Raw genomic sequence first — 16383 nt, 5'->3', positions numbered from 1 at the left:
GTTTTGTTGTCCCGCGCCGGGTGGGGGGGGGGGCGCGCGGCCCGCCGCTTGGTGGTGGGTGGTGGGGGGGGGGGGGCCCCCCCGCGGGGGGGGGGGCCCCCCCCCCCCCCCCCCCCCCCCCCCCCGTGCCGTGCGGAACGACCGTCAGACGGTGATCAGCGCCGTGAGCGGAGCGTCGCCGAGGGCGGGCTCCAGACGGGCGCGGCCGGGCAGGAAGCCCAGCTCCATGAGGACCGCGACGCCGGCGACCTCGGCCCCGGCGCGCCGGATCAGCTCAAGGGACGCCTCGGCGGTGCCGCCGGTGGCGAGGACGTCGTCGATGATCATGACGCGGTCGCCCGCCGCCAGGTCCTCGGCGTGTACCTCGATCTCGGCGGTGCCGTACTCCAGCTCGTACGCCTGGCTCAGGGTGGCCCCGGGCAGCTTCCCGGCCTTGCGGACCGGGATGAAGCCGAGACCGGCGCGGACGGCGACCGGCGCGGCCAGGATGAAGCCGCGGGCCTCCAGACCGACGATCTTCGTGGCCCCGGCCTCGGCGCACAGCCGGGCGAGGGTGTCGGTGAGCGCGGTGAACGCCTCCGGGTCCGCGAGCAGCGGGGTGATGTCCTTGAACATCACTCCGGGCTTCGGGTAGTCGGGGACGTCCCGGATCCGGCTGAGCAGCAGGTCGCGGGTGGTCTCCGCGTCGCTCAGGACGTCGCTGCGGGTGTCGATGCTCATCCGTGACGCTCCGTGGACCGGCCGCGACGGGAACGCTGGCCGACGACGGCGGGCTCCGCCATGTCGTCGGCGAACGCGTCGCCCGCGTCCTGTTCGTCGCCCTTGGCGGCAGCGGCGGACCGCTTGGCCAGGACGCGCTTCTTGAGGGCCTTCATGGCCGGCTCGCGCTCCTTGAGGTCGGCGACGAGCGGGGTGGCGATGAAGATCGAGGAGTACGCACCGGCGGCGAGGCCGACGAAGAGCGACAGCGAGATGTCGTTCAGCATGCCGGCGCCGAGGACGCCACCGCCGATGAAGAGCAGACCGGCGACCGGGAGCAGGGCCACCACCGTGGTGTTGATCGAACGGACCAGGGTGCCGTTGATCGAGCGGTTGGCGACGTCGCTGTAGGTCCAGCGGGTCTGCTTGGTGATGCCCTTCGTCTGCTCCTTGAGGGAGTCGAAGACGACGACGGTGTCGTAGAGCGAGTAACCGAGGATCGTCAGCAGACCGATGACCGTACCGACCGTGACCTCGAACCCGACCAGCGCGTAGATGCCGACGGTGATCGTGAGGTCGTGGATGAGCGCGACGAGCGCGGCCACGGCCATTCGCCATTCGAAGGCGATGGCGAGGTAGATCACCACGAGGATCATGAAGACCCCGAGGCCGGTCCAGGCCTTGTTGGCGATCTGCTCACCCCAGCTGGGGCCGACCAGCTCGGCCGCGATCTTCGGCTCCTCGACCTGGAGGTCCTTGGCGAGCTGCGCGCGCACCTGGTCGGACTTGCCGGTGTCGAGGCCGCCGACCTGGATGCGCAGCGAGCCGTTGCCGAGCTTTTGGACGATGGCGTCGTGACCGGACGCCTCCTCCGCGTACTCGGTGGCCTTCTCGACCGAGACGGTGGTCTTCGGGGTGGTGAAGACGGCACCGCCCTGGAACTCGATGCCCATGTTCAGTCCGCGGACCGCGAGGGCGACGATCGCCGTGATGGTGATCAGGATCGACAGGCCGTACCAGATCCTGCGGTTGCCGATGAAGCCGTAGCCGACCTCACCTCGGTGGAGCCGGGCGCCGAGATCTCCGAGCTTCGACATCTCACGCCTCCTTCGGTTCGACAGTGCCGGCGGCGGGGGCGGACGTGCGGCGGGAGCGGCGCAGCGGCGGCTTGGCGCCGAGACGCTTGGGGTCCAGGCCGGACCACGGGTGACCGTTGCCGAAGAACTTCGTGCGGGCCAGCAGGGTCATCACCGGCTTGGTGAAGAGGAAGACCACGACGATGTCGAGCAGGGTGGTCAGGCCGAGCGTGAACGCGAAGCCCTGGACCTTGCCGACGGTGACGATGAAGAGCACCGCGGCGGCGAGGAACGACACGAAGTCGGAGACCAGGATGGTGCGCCGGGCCCGCGGCCAGGCACGCTCGACGGCCGGGCGCAGGGTGCGGCCCTCGCGGATCTCGTCGCGGATGCGTTCGAAGTAGACGATGAACGAGTCGGCGGTGATACCGATGGCGACGATGGCGCCACAGACGGCCGGCAGGTTCAGCGCGAAGCCGATGGCCGGGCCGAGCAGGGCCATGAGCACATAGGTCAGCAGGGCCGAGACGCCGAGGCTGAGGAGCGCGATGAACGACAGGCCGCGGTAGTAGGCCACCAGGTAGAGGATGACCAGGGCGAGACCGATGGCACCGGCGATGAGACCGGCCTGCAGCTGGTCGCTGCCGAGAGCGGCGGTGACGGTGTCGACGCTCTGGGTCACGAAGGACAGCGGCAGGGCACCGTACGACAGGATGTTGCCGAGGTCCTGGGCGGACTGCTGGGTGAAGCTGCCGGAGATCTGCGCGTTGGCGCTCAGCGTGGTCTGGACGCGGGGCGCCGAGACGACCTCGCCGTCGAGGACGATCGCGAACTGGTTCTGCGGCTCGGCCTGCTGCGAGAGCTTGCCGGTGATCTTCTGGAACTTCTTGGAGCCGGCGTTCGTGAACTGCATGTCCACGATCCACTGGCCGGTCTGCGGGTCGAACGAGGCGCGGGCCTTGTCGACGTCCTTGCCGTCGACCTCGGCGGGGCCGAGGAGGTACTTCTCCCACATGCCGCCGTTCTCGCCACAGGCGACAGCCGGCTCGTTCGGCTTGACGCCCTGGCCGACGGCGCTGCGCTGCTTGGGGTCGAGGCAGTCCAGCGCCGCGAACTTCTGCTGGAGCGCGGCGGTGGCCGGGTCGACGGGCTGGGCCGGCGGAGTGGTCTCCTTCGCCGCGCCGGACGCGGAGGCGGAGGCGCTCGCCGTCGGGCTCGGGGCCTTCAGGCCCTCGGTGACGGCGCGGCCCTGCGGAGCGGTGGTCGCGGTCGGGGAAGCGGACTTCCCGTCCTTGCCGCCTTTGTCGTCCGCGGTGCTCTCGTCACCCTTGTCGCCCTTGCCGCCCTTGTCGGCGGGGGTGCCGGAGGCGGCCGGCGCCTTCGGCGTGGCGGATCCGTTCGGCTTGGCGCTCGGGTCCGCGGGCGGCTGGGCGGCGGCGACGGTCAGGACCGGCCGGAAGTACAGCTGAGCGGTGGTACCGACCTGCTCGCGAGCCTGCTTCTCGTTCGTCCCCTTGGGGATGTTGACGATGATGTTCTCGCGGCCCTGGGTCTGGACCTCGGCCTCGGAGACGCCGAGCCCGTTGACACGGCGCTCGATGATGCCGACCGCCGTGTTCATGTTGGACTCGTTGACGGCGGACTCCTGGCCGGGCTCCGCCTTGGCCTTGAGCGTGATCGACGTGCCGCCGGCGAGGTCGATGCCTAGACGCGGGGTGGTGTGCCCCGACCAGAACATGCCGCCGGTGAGCGCGACCATGGCGATCAGAATGAACGCCAGGGCACGGCCCGGCCGGCTCTGGCCCCCCGCCGGCCTTCGGCCCTTCTTCGGTGCTGCCACCTGTCGTTTCTCCCTGTCCGAACCGCCCCGCGCCACACGGCCGGGGACGGCCACGAAGTGTGTGTGGGGACTCGCCCCCGCAGACGTGAGACCACCGCGGGAGCCGCGCGCCCCCGAGAGGGGGACCGCGCGGCTCCCGCGCGTTGACTTACTTGGCTTCGGTCTCGCCGTTCGCCTTGGCGTCCTTGTCGCCCTCGGCAGCGCCGGTCTTCTTGGTGAGGTCGGCCTTGGGCTCGCCCACGGCCTCCTCGGAGGTCTCGGCGTCCTGGCCGGCGGCCTCGGTCAGCGAGGACACGTCGTCCGGGACGACGGTGTCGGGCTCGTCACCGTGCACGATGCGGTTGTACTCCGCGTCGTCGAGGACGGCGCCGATCGAGTTCTTCGCGTAGACGGCGTGGACGCCGGGCGCGACCTCCAGGAGGACGGTCTCGTCGCCGATCTCCTTGACCGTGGCGTACATCCCCCCGATCGTGCGTACGCCGGTGCCGGGCTGCATCTGGTTGCGCATCTCCACCGCCTGCGCCTGCTTCTTCTTGGCAGAGCGGGTCATGAGGAACATGGCCCCGATGAGCACGATGAACGGGAGGAGCATGCCGATGTTAGTCACGGGACGGAATTCCTTCGCAAGGCCGTGGAGAACTCCGCGGCCTGATTCGGGGGTGGGTGCGCCGACCATAAGGGCGGCATCGGCGGAGTCTAGGCGAGTCCGCAGCATTGGAACAACGTCCAGCATCGCATTCCGGTTCCCTAACGGGCGAGTCTCCGCGCCGTCGCGCCCCGAAGAGCCCCGGTTGTCCGGCCGGCCGATTCCCGGTGGTGAGGCGGCCTCCCGCGGCCTCGGCCGGGTCGGGAAAAATCTTGTCCGGCCGCCGGGCGGGAGCGGCGCTATTTCCCGGACACGGCCTCCGGCGGGACCATGCCGAGGTGGTCCCAGGCCGCCGGAGTGGCGACCCGGCCACGGGGCGTACGGGCGAGCAGCCCCTCCCGTACGAGGAAGGGCTCGGCGACCTCCTCGACGGTCTCGCGCTCCTCACCCACCGCGACGGCGAGGGTCGACAGTCCGACCGGGCCGCCGCCGAAGAGCTTCAGCAGGGCCGTGAGGACGGCGCGGTCGAGCCGGTCGAGGCCGCGGCTGTCGACCTCGTACACCCCGAGCGCGGCGGCGGCGATCTCGCGGGTGATCTCTCCGTCGGCCCTGACCTGGGCGTAGTCGCGCACCCGGCGCAGCAGCCGGTTGGCGATCCGGGGGGTGCCGCGCGAGCGGCCGGCGATCTCGGCCGCGCCCGCCGCGTCTATGACGACGTCGAGGAGTCCGGCGGAGCGGCACACCACACGCTCCAGCTCGTGCGGCTCGTAGAACTCCATGTGGGCGGTGAAGCCGAAGCGGTCGCGCAGCGGCGGCGGCAGCAGGCCGGCCCGGGTGGTGGCGCCGACCAGGGTGAAGGGCGGCAGGTCCAGCGGGATGGCGGTGGCGCCGGGGCCCTTGCCGACGATGACGTCGACGCGGAAGTCCTCCATCGCCATGTAGAGCATCTCCTCGGCGGGCCGGGACATCCGGTGGATCTCGTCGAGGAAGAGGATCTCGCCCTCCTGAAGGGAGGACAGGATCGCGGCGAGATCGCCGGCGTGCTGGATGGCGGGGCCGCTGGTGATCCTGATCGGGGCGTTCATCTCGGCCGCGATGATCATGGAGAGCGTGGTCTTGCCCAGGCCGGGGGCGCCGGACAGCAGCACATGGTCGGCGGTGGCGCCGCGCTGGCGGGCCGCCTTCAGGACGAGATCGAGCTGCTGGCGGACCTTCTCCTGGCCGACGAACTCGGCGAGGTCCTTGGGGCGCAGCGCCGCCTCGACGGCCTGGTCGTCGCTCTCCGCGGAGGCCGCGACGATCCGCTCCTCGGCGGCGGCCGTCTCGTCGTCCCAGTTCACGGTGGTGGTTGCCTTTTCGCTCGTACGGGGAGGGGGCGGCCGGGTCAGCGGGCGCGGTTGAGGGTCTGGAGGGCGGCGCGCAGCAGCTGCGGGACGGGCGCGGAGCCGGTCTCGGCGAGCGCCGCCTCGGCCTGCGGGGTGACGGCGGCGACGGCCTCCTCGGCCTCCCGGCTCGCGTAGCCGAGGCCGACGAGCGCGGCGGAGAGCTGTTCGGTCCAGGGGGCGGGGCCCGTCGCGACCGGCGGCCGCTGTCCGACCAGGCCACTGGCGCCGAGCGGCGCGCCGAGCTTGTCCTTCAGTTCGAGCAGCAGCTTCTGCGCGCCCTTCTTGCCGATGCCGGGGACCGCGGTGAGCGCCTTCTCGTCGCCGGTGGAGACGGCGAGCCGCAGGGCGTCGGGGCGGTGCACGCCGAGCATGGCCTGGGCGAGCCGGGGGCCGACGCCGCTGGCGGTCTGGAGCAGCTCGAAGACCTGGCGCTCGTCGTCGTCGGCGAAGCCGTACAGGGTCAGCGAGTCCTCGCGGACGACCAGGGAGGTGGCGAGGCGGGCGGGCTCGCCGACGCGGAGGGACGCGAGGGTGTTCGGGGTGCACTGGACGGCCATGCCCACACCGCCGACCTCGACGACGGCGGTCGTGGGGGCGAGGGCGGCCACCGGGCCGCTGACGAAGGCGATCATGGCGTGCGGCCTTTCGGGGTGTGCGGGGCGACGGCCCGCTGGAGACGGTTCTGCGCCGCCACGGCCTGCTGGAGGCGGCTTTGGGCCGCCACGGCCTGTTGCAGGCGATTGGTGGCCGGGGCGCGCCAGATGTGGCAGATGGCGAGGGCGAGGGCGTCGGCGGCGTCGGCCGGCTTGGGCGGGGCGGAGAGCCGGAGCAGCCGGGTGACCATGGCGCCGACCTGGGCCTTGTCGGCCCGGCCGCTGCCGGTGACCGCGGCCTTGACCTCGCTCGGGGTGTGCAGGGCGACGGGCAGTCCGCGGCGGCTCGCGCACAGCATGGCGACGGCGCTGGCCTGGGCGGTGCCCATCACCGTCCGTACATTGTGCTGGCTGAACACCCGCTCCACGGCGACCAGTTCGGGATCGAAGCGGTCGATCCACTCCTCGATGCCGCGCTCGATCTCGACGAGCCGCGGACCGATGTCGGCGTCCGCCGGGGTGCGGACGACACCGACACCGAGCATGGTCAGCGGGCGTCCGGCGACGCCTTCGACGACACCGACACCGCACCGGGTCAGACCCGGGTCCACCCCGAGGACGCGCACGCCCGCCCCTCCCTGATCTCCAGCCGATCGCAAGTCTGTTTGTGCAGGCTATCCGCTGCCACTGACAACGCCGGACAAAGCAGCGGGCCGACGGGGTGTGTCCCGTCGGCCCGCTGCCAAAAATGCCGTGATCAGCGCCCGATCAGGCGTCGACCTTCGCCATGACCTCGTCGCTGACGTCGAAGTTGGCGTAGACGTTCTGCACGTCGTCGCTGTCCTCGAGGGCGTCGATCAGCTTGAACATCTTGCGCGCGCCCTCTTCGTCGAGTTCGACCTGCATGGTCGGGACGAAGCTGGACTCGGCCGAGTCGTAGTCGATGCCCGCCGCCTGGAGCGCGGTGCGGACCGCGACCAGGTCGGTGGACTCGCTGAGGACCTCGAACTGCTCGCCGAGGTCGTTGACCTCCTCGGCGCCCGCGTCCAGGACGGTCTCGAGGACGTCGTCCTCGCTCAGTTCGCCCTTGGGGAGCACGACGACACCCTTGCGGTTGAACAGGTACGAGACCGAGCCCGGGTCGGCCATGGAGCCGCCGTTGCGGGTCATGGCGACGCGCACGTCGGAGGCGGCGCGGTTGCGGTTGTCGGTGAGGCACTCGATGAGCACCGCGACACCGTTCGGGCCGTAACCCTCGTACATGATCGTGTCGTAGTCGACACCGCCGGCCTCAAGGCCGCCGCCGCGCTTGATCGCGGAGTCGATGTTCTTGTTCGGGACCGACGACTTCTTCGCCTTCTGGACGGCGTCGAACAGCGTCGGGTTGCCCTCCAGGTCGGCGCCGCCGGTGCGGGCCGCGACCTCGATGTTCTTGATCAGCTTCGCGAAGAGCTTGCCGCGCTTGGCGTCGATCACGGCCTTCTTGTGCTTCGTCGTAGCCCATTTAGAGTGGCCGGACATCTGCCTGTCTCCTTCGCGTAACCAATTTTCTGCACGAACCCGAGAGATCCTACCGGGATCGCGTCACCGTTCCGAGCGCACCATGTCCACGAACAGCGCGTGAATCCGGTGATCGCCGGTGAGTTCGGGGTGGAACGAGGTCGCGAGGGCCCTGCCCTGGCGTACGGCCACGATGTGACCGCCGTGCTCGGCGAGCACCTCCACCTCCGCGCCGACGGACTCCACCCAGGGCGCCCGGATGAAGACGCCCTCGACGGGGCTGTCTATTCCGCGCACCGCGACGGCCGCCTCGAAGGACTCGTTCTGCCGCCCGAAGGCGTTGCGGCGCACGATCATGTCGATGCCGCCGAAGGTCTCCTGGCCCGAGCGCGGGTCGAGGATCTTGTCGGCGAGCATGATCAGCCCGGCGCAGGTGCCGTACACCGGCATGCCCGCGGCGATCCGCTCGCGGACCGGCTCCAGCAGGCCGAACAGCGCGGCCAGCTTGGAGATGGTGGTGGACTCACCGCCCGGGATCACCAGGCCGTCGACCTCGGCCAGCTCTTCGGGGCGCCTGACGGGCCTGGCCACGGCGTCCGCCGCGGCCAGGGCGATCAGGTGCTCCCGTACGTCGCCCTGGAGGGCGAGCACTCCGATGACGGGGGTCGCGGAGTCGGAACCGACGGGAGTGGTCATGAGTGCTTACCAGCCCCGGTTCGCGTAGCGCTCGGACTCGGGCAGGGTGTCGCAGTTGATGCCGACCATGGCCTCGCCCAGGTTGCGGGAGGCGTCCGCGACGATCTTCGGGTCGTCGTAGAAGGTGGTGGCCTTCACGATGGCGGCGGCGCGCTTGGCCGGGTCGCCGGACTTGAAGATGCCGGAGCCGACGAAGACGCCCTCGGCGCCGAGCTGGCGCATCAGCGCGGCGTCGGCCGGGGTGGCCACACCGCCGGCGGAGAACAGCACGACCGGCAGCTTGCCGAGCTCGGCGACCTCCTTGACCAGCTCGTAGGGGGCGCGCAGGTCCTTGGCGGCGGCGAACAGCTCGTTGTTGTCGAAGCCGCGCAGCCGGGCGATCTCGTTCTTGATCTGGCGCAGGTGGCGGACGGCCTCGACGACGTTGCCGGTGCCGGCCTCGCCCTTGGAGCGGATCATGGCCGCGCCCTCGGCGATCCGGCGCAGGGCCTCGCCCAGGTTGGTGGCGCCGCAGACGAAGGGGGTGGTGAAGGCCCACTTGTCGGAGTGGTTGACCTCGTCGGCCGGGGTGAGGACCTCGGACTCGTCGATGTAGTCGACACCGAGCGACTGCAGGACCTGGGCCTCGACGAAGTGGCCGATGCGGGACTTGGCCATGACCGGGATGGAGACGGCGTCGATGATGCCCTCGATCATGTCCGGGTCGGACATCCGGGCCACGCCGCCGTCCTTGCGGATGTCGGCCGGGACCCGCTCCAGGGCCATGACGGCCACGGCGCCCGCGTCCTCGGCGATCTTCGCCTGCTCGGGCGTGACGACGTCCATGATCACGCCACCCTTGAGCTGCTCGGCCATGCCGCGCTTGACGCGGGCGGTGCCGGTCTCGGGGGACTGGGTGGTGGCGGAAGGCGTGGTGGACACGGGGTACCTCACTCGTTCACAGCGGGTTAAGACAAGAGTGAGGAAACAGGGCACGAGCAGTCCACATCAAGGGCCAATGCGGACCCAGTGGATCATTTTCCGTGGGGTGGGGCAGGCCACCTGGTCCGGGGGCGGATTCGGGACGGGTCCGGATGGGCTCAGGCCGGCTCCGGGCCTGGCCGGGCTCGCGCTCGGAACAGGTCGGGGCCGCACTCAGGCCGGGCGGTCGGCGAGCGCGACGGGCGGTTCGTCGTCCATCTCGAAGGCCATCGGGAACGGGGCGTGGCCGGCCAGCCGGAACCAGCGGACCTTGCGGTGGCGGCGCAGGGCGCGGGCGGCCCGTACCGCGTCGTTGTGGAACCGCCGGGCCATCGGCACCCGCCGTACGGCCGCCGCGAGCTCCCCCGCCGCCTCCTCGCCGCCAAGCGCCCCGCGGACCACCTCGACCTGCTCGGGCTCCCCGAACACCGCCCGCAGCGCCTGGCTCAGCTCGCTCTCGGCGACCTCGCGCTGCTCCTCCTCGGCCTGCCGGGCGGCGTGCGCCGCCTCGTAGAGCACGATCGACGCGGCCGGATCGAGCACCCCGGAGGTGGCCAGCTCCTGGGCGACCGAGGCGCGGCGCAGCAATTGCGCGTCGAGGGCGGCGCGGGCGGCGTCAATTCGGGTGTGGAGCCGGTCGAGCCGTCCGGCGGTCCAGCTCAGGTAGACGCCGACGAGGATCAGTGCGGCTACGGTCCAGATCAGGGTTGCGGTCACGGGCGCACAGGCTACCGGGGCGCCGGCAGCACCCCTTCCCAAAGGTCGCGGTCATGGGCGAACAGGACACGGGCGGGCCGCCCGGCGCCGAGTGCGCCGAGCCGCGCGAACCAGGCGCGGTACGGGTCACGGAGCTCGTGCGCCGGGTCGCACGCGGCCCGGAACTCGTGCGCGAAGTCGTACGCCTGCCCGGCGAGCACGGTCACCCGGTCCCCGTGGTCGAGCACGAGCGACTGGTGCCCCGCGGTGTGCCCCGGGGTGGGGACGACGAGGACGCCGGGCGCGATCGCGTGCTCGCCGTCGATCTCCTGCCAGGAGACGCCGGGGAGCAGGCTGTCGATGGTGTGGCCGCCGGCGCGGGCGAGGGCGAGTTCGGTGCGCTGGACGAGGGCGGGGACGCCGGGGAAGCGCTGGTTCGCGCCGATGTGGTCGAAGTGGAGATGGCAGTTGACGACGAGACCGACCTCGGCCGGGTCCACGGTCAGGGGCCGGCGCACGGGCCGGTAGTGCGCGTCGGTCTCGGGTGAGCCCTCGCCCATGCCGGTGTCGAAGAGCACGGTGCCGCCGGGGTGGCGGACGAGGTACGCGAGAACGGGTTCCCGGCGGTCGTACGGGCCGCCCCACTCGGCGGCGGGCCGGGTGAAGTGGCCGAGGTCGAGGCAGGTGGTCGAGATCATGCGGGCAGCCTGCCCGGCGCGCGGCCGGGCACACCGCCGATCGGCCCGATCATCGCGTGACCCGCTGGCCGAGGGCGCCCGACCTCCCGCCTCGCCCGGTGGCGCGGCTTCCCCGGCCGGTCTCCCCCGGCCCGGTCGCGTACGCCCCGGGCGCGGACCGTCCCACGATCCGCGCGCCCCGGAAGCCCCAGAAGCCTCTGAAGCCCCGAAAGCCCGGTGCGCCTACAGCCTCAGCCGGGCCCGCAGACCGCCGCCCGCGCGTTCGTCCGTGGCCACGGAGGCCGCGCCGTCGGTGACGGTCTCGTAGACGGCGAGGATGTCCGCGCCGACCGTCGACCAGTCGAAGCGCCGTACGTGCGCCGATCCGCGTGCGCTCAGCTCGGCGCGGCGCCGCTCGTCACCGAGCAGGCGCACGGCGTGCTTGGCGAGGTCGTCGGCGTCCTCGTTGGCGAAGAGTTCGCCGGCCGCGCCCTGGTCGAGGACCTGGGCGAAGGCGTCGATGTCGGCGGCGAGGACGGGCGCGCCGGCGGACAGGGCCTCGACCAGGATGATGCCGAAGCTCTCGCCGCCCGTGTTGGGCGCGACGTACACATCGACGCTGCGCAGCAGCCGGGCCTTGTCCTCGTCGCTGACCATGCCGAGGAACTCCACCCGCGCCCGCATCCCGGGCGGGAGCGAGGCGACCGCCTCCTCCTCGTCACCGCGGCCGGCCACCAGGAGCCGGGTGTCGGGCCGCTCGGCGAGGATCTTCGGCAGCGCCCGCATCAGCACCGGCAGGCCCTTGCGGGGCTCGTCGATGCGGCCGATGAAGCCGAGCGTGCCGCCCTGCCACTCCTTGCGGGGCTCGGCCCGGGCGAAGAAGTCGACGTCGACGCCGTTGGGGATGACGACGGCGTCGCCGCCCAGGTGCTCGACGAGGGTGCGGCGCGCGTACTCGCTGACGGCGATCCGCGCGCTGATCTTCTCCAGGGCGGGCTGGAGGATCGGATACGCGGCGATCATGGCCCGCGAGCGAGGGTTGGAGGTGTGGAAGGTGGCCACGATCGGCCCCTGCGCCGCCCAGCAGGTCAGGAGCCCGAGCGAGGGCGAGGTCGGTTCGTGGATGTGGACGACGTCGAAGGCGTTGTCGTGCAGCCAGCGCCGGACCCGGGCGGCGGACAGGAAGCCGAAGTTGAGGCGGGCGACGGAGCCGTTGTACGGCACGGGCACGGCGCGGCCGGCGGAGACGGCGTACGGCGGCAGCGGTGTGTCCTCGTCGGCGGGGGCGAGGACGGAGACCTCGTGACCGAGCCGGATCAGGTGCTCGGCGAGGTCGCGGATGTGGAACTGGACGCCGCCCGGCACGTCCCACGAGTACGGGCAGACGATCCCGATCTTCACGCGGTCCGCTCCTCCAGGTCGGCCAGCCACAGCCGCTGGAGCATATGCCAGTCCTCCGGGTGGTCGGCGATGCCCTCGGCGAAGACGTCGGCGAGGGCCTGGGTCATGAGGGACGTCTTCTCGGTGCGGTGGCCCGACTCGGGTACCTCGATCGGCGCGTGCACCCGGCCGCGCATGACGTCGGTGTCGTCGTACCAGAGCGTCACGGGCAGCAGGAGGGCGCCGGTCTGCTGGGCGAGTATCGCGGGCCCGGCGGGCATCCGCGCGCGCGCGCCGAAGAACGACACCTCGACGCCCGAGGCGGACAGGTCGCGGTCGGCGACGAGGCAGACCAGGCCGCCGGCCCGCAGCCGGCGGGCCAGGGTGCCGAAGGCGGAGCCGCCGGTGTGCGGCAGCACCTCCATGCCCAGGGACTCGCGGTAGGCGACGAACCGGTCGAACAGCGTCTCGGGCTTGAGCCGCTCGGCGACGGTGGTGAACGGGACACCGAGCGCCCGGGTGACCCAGACGCCCGCGAGGTCCCAGTTGGCCATGTGCGGCAGCGCCAGAACGACGCCGCGCCCGGTGGCGAGCCCCTCCGTCAGGTAGTGGACGTCCTTGGGGTCGAAGCTGTTCGCCGCCCGTTCCTTGCTCCAGGTGGGCAGCCGGAAGGACTCCATCCAGTAGCGCATGTACGAGCGCATGCCCGCCCGCGACAGCTCCTGGAGACGTTCGGGGGTCGGATCCGGCACCACGCGCGCGAGGTTCGACTCCAGGCGCAGCACGCTCTTGCCGCGCCGCTTCCAGACGGAGTCGGCTATCCGCCGGCCGAGGCCGCGGGCCACCGGCTCGGGCAGTTTCTTGACGGTCGCCCAGCCGAGGCCGTACAGCCCGTCGCTCAGCCGGTCCTTGAAACCGCTCATGTCGCTGTCCCGCTCCCCCCGGAGGCGGCCTTCGCCTGCGCCTCCGCCGATTCCCTGCGCACCGTCACGACACGCTGCCCCAGGGTCACCGCCGAGCCGGCGGCGACGATCCACAGCGCGATCGGCAGCAGCACCTGCACCCCCGGCACGCCGAACGCGTGCAGTCCGGCGAGGCCGGCCGCGACCAGTGAGATCACCAGACGCTCGGCGCGCTCGACGAGGCCGTTGACGGCGACCGGCAGGCCGATCGACTCGCCGCGTGCCTTGGTGTACGACACCACCTGGCCGCTGGCCAGGCAGAAGATCGCCACGGCGCACAGGACGTTGTCGTCTCCCTTGCCCGCGTACCAGAGCGCGAAACCGCCGAAGATCGCCCCGTCGGCGACCCGGTCCAGGGTCGAGTCGAGGAAGGCGCCCCAGGGGCTGGAGGTCCCGGCCTGCCGGGCCATGTTGCCGTCGACGAGGTCGGAGAAGACGAACAGCGTGATGACGATCGTTCCCCAGAAGAATTCTCCGCGGGGGAAGAAGACCAGCGCGCCGGCCACCACTCCGGCGGTGCCGATCAGCGTGACCGTGTCGGGGCTGACGCCCCGGCGGAGCAGAAACGCGGCGAACGGTGTGAGGACACGCGTAAAAAACGCACGCGCGTACTTGTTCAGCATGGCCTTCCCGAGGTTCGGTGGGCCGCGCGGCCCCAATGACCACCGGCTCACCCATCGTAGCCACGCGGGTCCGCGCCGGAGCGGCGGCACCCGTGGTCCGCGTCGTGAGAGGGCGCCGGGGCGTGTCGCGCCCCGCCGAGCCGTCGCCTGCCGAGGGCCCCCGCGCACGACGTATGGACGCACCGTGACGGCGGTGCGAAGCTCGAAGGACGACCGCGGGCGCCTTCGGAGCCGCACGCGACGACGGGTGGCCTCATGCCGCCGCTGCCCCGCCGCTCCCCCGTACCCGCGCCGCCACCTCACCGCGCGGGACGCGCGAGCAGTCGGGAGGAACATCATGGGCGACAAGGCGAACACCCGCTCCGGAGCCGCCGGCAGGGCACCGACGGCCGACCGGCCCTCGGATGTACGGAACGTGGTGCTGGTCGGCCACAGCGGATCGGGCAAGACGACCCTCGTGGAGGCCCTGGCGCAGACCGCGGGCGCGGTGGGCCGGGCCGGGCGGGTCGAGGACGGCGGGACGATCTCCGACTACGACGAGATCGAGCGGCGCGGCGGGCGGTCGGTCCAGCTCTCGCTCGTCCCGGTCGAGTGGGGCGGCTGCAAGATCAATCTGCTGGACACCCCGGGATACGCCGACTTCGTCGGGGAACTCCGGGCCGGTCTGCGCGCGGCGGACGCGGCCCTCTTCGTCGTCTCGGCCGCGCAGGAGGCCGACGCGGTCGCGGGCTCCACGCGCGCGGTGTGGGAGGAGTGCGCGGCGGTCGGGATGCCCCGGGCGATCGTCGTCACCCATCTGGACACGGCCCGTATGGACTACGCCGGGCTCACCGGGGTATTGGCGACGCTCTTCGGCGGCGACGACCCCGACGCCGTACTGCCGCTGTATCTGCCCGTGCTCGGCCCCGAGGGCGCCGACGGGCACGCCCCGGCCACCGGGCTCGTGGGGCTGCTCACGGAGCGGATCTTCGACTACACGGCGGGGGCGCGGCGGGAGGATCCACCCGACGAGGCGCAGCGGGCGGTGATCGCCGAGGCCCGGGCCCGGCTCATCGAGGGGATCATCGCCGAGAGCGAGGACGAGACCCTGATGGACCGCTATCTGGGCGGCGAGGAGATCGGCGTCGGCACGCTGGTGGACGATCTGGAGAAGGCCGTCGCGCGGGGCACCTTCCATCCGGTGCTCGCGGCGGCTCCGGCGGTGGAGGGCGGCAGCCAGGGGCTCGGCACCGTGGAACTGCTCGACCTGATCACCCGCGGCTTTCCCACGCCCCTGGAGCGGACCGCGCCCGCGGTCGCCGCGCCCGGGGGCCCGGCCGGTCCGGCGGTGGTGTGCGATCCGGACGGGCCGCTGGTGGCCGAGGTCGTGAAGACCTCCTCGGACCCGTATGTGGGACGGCTTTCACTCGTCCGGGTGTTCTCCGGCACGCTGCGGCCCGACGAGACGGTGCACGTGTCGGGGCACGGTCTGACCGATCCGGGGCACGGGAACGGGCACGGGAACGGGGAGCTCCACGACGCGGAGGAGCGGATCGGCGCGCTGACCTCGCCGTTCGGCAAGCAGCAGCGGCCCCTGACGCGGTGCGTGGCCGGCGATCTGGCCTGTGTGGCCAAGCTGGGCCGGGCGGAGACCGGCGACACGCTGTCGGCGAAGGACGCGCCCTTGCTGATGGAGCCTTGGCATATGCCGGAACCTCTGCTGCCCGTGGCCATAGAGGCGCACGGGAAGGCCGACGAGGACCGGCTGTCGCAGGGCCTCGCGCGGCTCGTCGCGGAGGATCCGACGATGCGGCTCGAACAGAACCAGGACACCCGTCAGGTGGTGCTGTGGTGTCTGGGCGAGGCCCATGCCGACGTGGCCCTGGAGCGGCTGCGCGGGCGGTACGGGGTGCGGGTCGACACCGTGCCGCACAAGGTGGCGCTGCGCGAGACCTTCGGGGCCGCCGCGGCCGGGCGGGGCCGGCTGGTGAAACAGTCGGGCGGGCACGGGCAGTACGCGATCTGCGAGATCGACGTGGAGCCGCTGCCGGCGGGCAGCGGGATCGAGTTCGTCGACAAGGTGGTCGGCGGCGCCGTCCCGCGCTCGTTCATCCCGTCCGTGGAGAAGGGCGTGCGGGCACAGGCGGCGCGCGGGGTGGCGGCCGGTCATCCGCTGGTGGACGTCCGGGTCACCCTGCGCGACGGCAAGGCCCACTCGGTGGACTCCTCCGACGCGGCGTTCCAGGCGGCGGGCGCGCTCGCCCTGCGGGAGGCGGCGGCGGAGGTCCCGGTCCGCCTCCTGGAGCCGGTGGCGGAGCTGTCGGTGCTGATCCCGGACGAGTACGTGGGCGCGGTGATGAGCGATCTGTCCGGGCGGCGCGGGCGGGTGGTCGGCACCGAGCAGTCGGGGCAGGGCCGGACCCTGGTGCGCGCGGAGGTGCCGGAGATCGAGATCGGACGGTACGCGATCGATCTGCGGTCGGTCTCGCACGGCACCGGGAGCTTCGACCGGGTGTATGTACGGCATGAGCCGATGCCCCCTCAGGTCGCCGACCGGGTCCGCGAGAAGGCCGGGAATACCGCCTGACCGGCGGGCCTTCGTCCCGCCGGGCGCCGTCGCCGTCCGCCCGGCTCCGCTCCGGCGGACGGCATCCGGCCGTCCCGTACCAGTCCTCGGCACATGCGGTGACGCATCATGTGTCGCCCGGTTACGCTGTGGTGCCCAGCTCAG

At 72.1% G+C, this 16383-nt stretch carries 16 protein-coding genes; 1 reads left to right on the top strand and 15 read right to left on the bottom strand.

What is annotated here, in order from left to right; genetic code table 11:
• Window positions 1–144: 144 nt before the first annotated feature.
• The 15 genes from ACGFRB_RS27320 to pgsA form a co-directional block, all read right to left on the bottom strand.
• Window positions 145–720: an adenine phosphoribosyltransferase gene (locus tag ACGFRB_RS27320; protein WP_393246769.1), complete on the bottom strand. Its 576-nt coding sequence runs from the start codon at window positions 718–720 to the stop codon at window positions 145–147.
• Window positions 717–1796 carry a protein translocase subunit SecF gene (secF, locus tag ACGFRB_RS27315; protein WP_393246767.1) on the bottom strand — a complete coding sequence of 360 codons (1080 nt, stop codon included), beginning with the start codon at window positions 1794–1796 and terminating at the stop codon, window positions 717–719. The genes ACGFRB_RS27320 and secF overlap by 4 nt, the downstream gene beginning before the upstream one ends.
• A gap of 1 nt (window position 1797) precedes the next feature.
• Window positions 1798–3615: a protein translocase subunit SecD gene (secD, locus tag ACGFRB_RS27310; protein ID WP_393246765.1), complete on the bottom strand. Its 1818-nt coding sequence runs from the start codon at window positions 3613–3615 to the stop codon at window positions 1798–1800.
• Window positions 3616–3763: 148 nt separating this feature from the next.
• Complete coding sequence (gene yajC / locus ACGFRB_RS27305) at window positions 3764–4207, bottom strand: preprotein translocase subunit YajC (protein ID WP_393246843.1); 444 nt, start codon at window positions 4205–4207, stop codon at window positions 3764–3766.
• A gap of 293 nt (window positions 4208–4500) precedes the next feature.
• A complete protein-coding gene (ruvB, locus tag ACGFRB_RS27300) occupies window positions 4501–5541 on the bottom strand; it encodes a Holliday junction branch migration DNA helicase RuvB (RefSeq protein WP_363011230.1) in 1041 nt (346 codons plus the stop codon).
• Between the two features lie 44 nt (window positions 5542–5585).
• Complete coding sequence (ruvA, locus tag ACGFRB_RS27295) at window positions 5586–6218, bottom strand: Holliday junction branch migration protein RuvA (protein ID WP_393246763.1); 633 nt, start codon at window positions 6216–6218, stop codon at window positions 5586–5588.
• A complete protein-coding gene (gene ruvC, locus ACGFRB_RS27290) occupies window positions 6215–6805 on the bottom strand; it encodes a crossover junction endodeoxyribonuclease RuvC (RefSeq protein ID WP_393246762.1) in 591 nt (196 codons plus the stop codon). The genes ruvA and ruvC overlap by 4 nt, the downstream gene beginning before the upstream one ends.
• Before the next feature lie 142 nt (window positions 6806–6947).
• Window positions 6948–7700 carry a YebC/PmpR family DNA-binding transcriptional regulator gene (locus tag ACGFRB_RS27285; protein WP_363011224.1) on the bottom strand — a complete coding sequence of 251 codons (753 nt, stop codon included), beginning with the start codon at window positions 7698–7700 and terminating at the stop codon, window positions 6948–6950.
• Between the two features lie 63 nt (window positions 7701–7763).
• A complete protein-coding gene (gene pdxT / locus ACGFRB_RS27280) occupies window positions 7764–8375 on the bottom strand; it encodes a pyridoxal 5'-phosphate synthase glutaminase subunit PdxT (RefSeq protein ID WP_363011222.1) in 612 nt (203 codons plus the stop codon).
• Between the two features lie 6 nt (window positions 8376–8381).
• Window positions 8382–9296, bottom strand: coding sequence for a pyridoxal 5'-phosphate synthase lyase subunit PdxS (pdxS, locus tag ACGFRB_RS27275; protein ID WP_361236820.1), 915 nt, complete (start codon window positions 9294–9296; stop codon window positions 8382–8384).
• Window positions 9297–9509: 213 nt separating this feature from the next.
• A complete protein-coding gene (locus ACGFRB_RS27270) occupies window positions 9510–10052 on the bottom strand; it encodes a hypothetical protein (RefSeq protein ID WP_363011218.1) in 543 nt (180 codons plus the stop codon).
• Window positions 10053–10063: 11 nt separating this feature from the next.
• Complete coding sequence (locus tag ACGFRB_RS27265) at window positions 10064–10729, bottom strand: MBL fold metallo-hydrolase (RefSeq protein ID WP_393246759.1); 666 nt, start codon at window positions 10727–10729, stop codon at window positions 10064–10066.
• Window positions 10730–10951: 222 nt separating this feature from the next.
• Window positions 10952–12109 carry a glycosyltransferase family 4 protein gene (locus tag ACGFRB_RS27260; RefSeq protein ID WP_393246757.1) on the bottom strand — a complete coding sequence of 386 codons (1158 nt, stop codon included), beginning with the start codon at window positions 12107–12109 and terminating at the stop codon, window positions 10952–10954.
• A complete protein-coding gene (locus ACGFRB_RS27255; RefSeq protein ID WP_363011212.1) occupies window positions 12106–13011 on the bottom strand; it encodes a phosphatidylinositol mannoside acyltransferase in 906 nt (301 codons plus the stop codon). Before ACGFRB_RS27255 ends, ACGFRB_RS27260 begins: the two co-directional genes overlap by 4 nt.
• Window positions 13008–13673 (bottom strand): phosphatidylinositol phosphate synthase, encoded by a 666-nt coding sequence (gene pgsA / locus ACGFRB_RS27250; RefSeq protein WP_363011210.1) that lies wholly within the window; start codon window positions 13671–13673, stop codon window positions 13008–13010. The genes ACGFRB_RS27255 and pgsA overlap by 4 nt, the downstream gene beginning before the upstream one ends.
• A gap of 337 nt (window positions 13674–14010) precedes the next feature.
• On the opposite strand from pgsA, the gene ACGFRB_RS27245 reads away from it, so the two are divergent.
• Entirely contained in the window at window positions 14011–16239 is a 2229-nt protein-coding gene (locus ACGFRB_RS27245; protein ID WP_393246755.1) for an elongation factor G-like protein EF-G2, read from the top strand.
• The last annotated feature ends 144 nt before the right edge of the window (window positions 16240–16383 follow it).

The organism is Streptomyces sp. NPDC048718, from assembly GCF_043198875.1.
Taxonomy (GTDB): domain Bacteria; phylum Actinomycetota; class Actinomycetes; order Streptomycetales; family Streptomycetaceae; genus Streptomyces.
Note: the sequence above shows the minus strand (reverse complement) of the source record. Positions and strands in the feature narration are given on the sequence as shown.

What these genes read in the sequence shown, in the direction of transcription:
- ACGFRB_RS27320 (WP_393246769.1), bottom strand. Translation starts at nt 720, where the DNA reads ATGAGCATCGACACCCGCAGCGACGTCCTGAGCGACGCGGAGACCACC.
- secF (WP_393246767.1), bottom strand. Translation starts at nt 1,796, where the DNA reads ATGTCGAAGCTCGGAGATCTCGGCGCCCGGCTCCACCGAGGTGAGGTC.
- yajC (WP_393246843.1), bottom strand. Translation starts at nt 4,207, where the DNA reads ATGCTCCTCCCGTTCATCGTGCTCATCGGGGCCATGTTCCTCATGACC.
- ruvA (WP_393246763.1), bottom strand. Translation starts at nt 6,218, where the DNA reads ATGATCGCCTTCGTCAGCGGCCCGGTGGCCGCCCTCGCCCCCACGACC.
- ACGFRB_RS27285 (WP_363011224.1), bottom strand. Translation starts at nt 7,700, where the DNA reads ATGTCCGGCCACTCTAAATGGGCTACGACGAAGCACAAGAAGGCCGTG.
- pdxT (WP_363011222.1), bottom strand. Translation starts at nt 8,375, where the DNA reads ATGACCACTCCCGTCGGTTCCGACTCCGCGACCCCCGTCATCGGAGTG.
- ACGFRB_RS27265 (WP_393246759.1), bottom strand. Translation starts at nt 10,729, where the DNA reads ATGATCTCGACCACCTGCCTCGACCTCGGCCACTTCACCCGGCCCGCC.
- ACGFRB_RS27255 (WP_363011212.1), bottom strand. Translation starts at nt 13,011, where the DNA reads ATGAGCGGTTTCAAGGACCGGCTGAGCGACGGGCTGTACGGCCTCGGC.
- pgsA (WP_363011210.1), bottom strand. Translation starts at nt 13,673, where the DNA reads ATGCTGAACAAGTACGCGCGTGCGTTTTTTACGCGTGTCCTCACACCG.
- ACGFRB_RS27245 (WP_393246755.1), top strand. Translation starts at nt 14,011, where the DNA reads ATGGGCGACAAGGCGAACACCCGCTCCGGAGCCGCCGGCAGGGCACCG.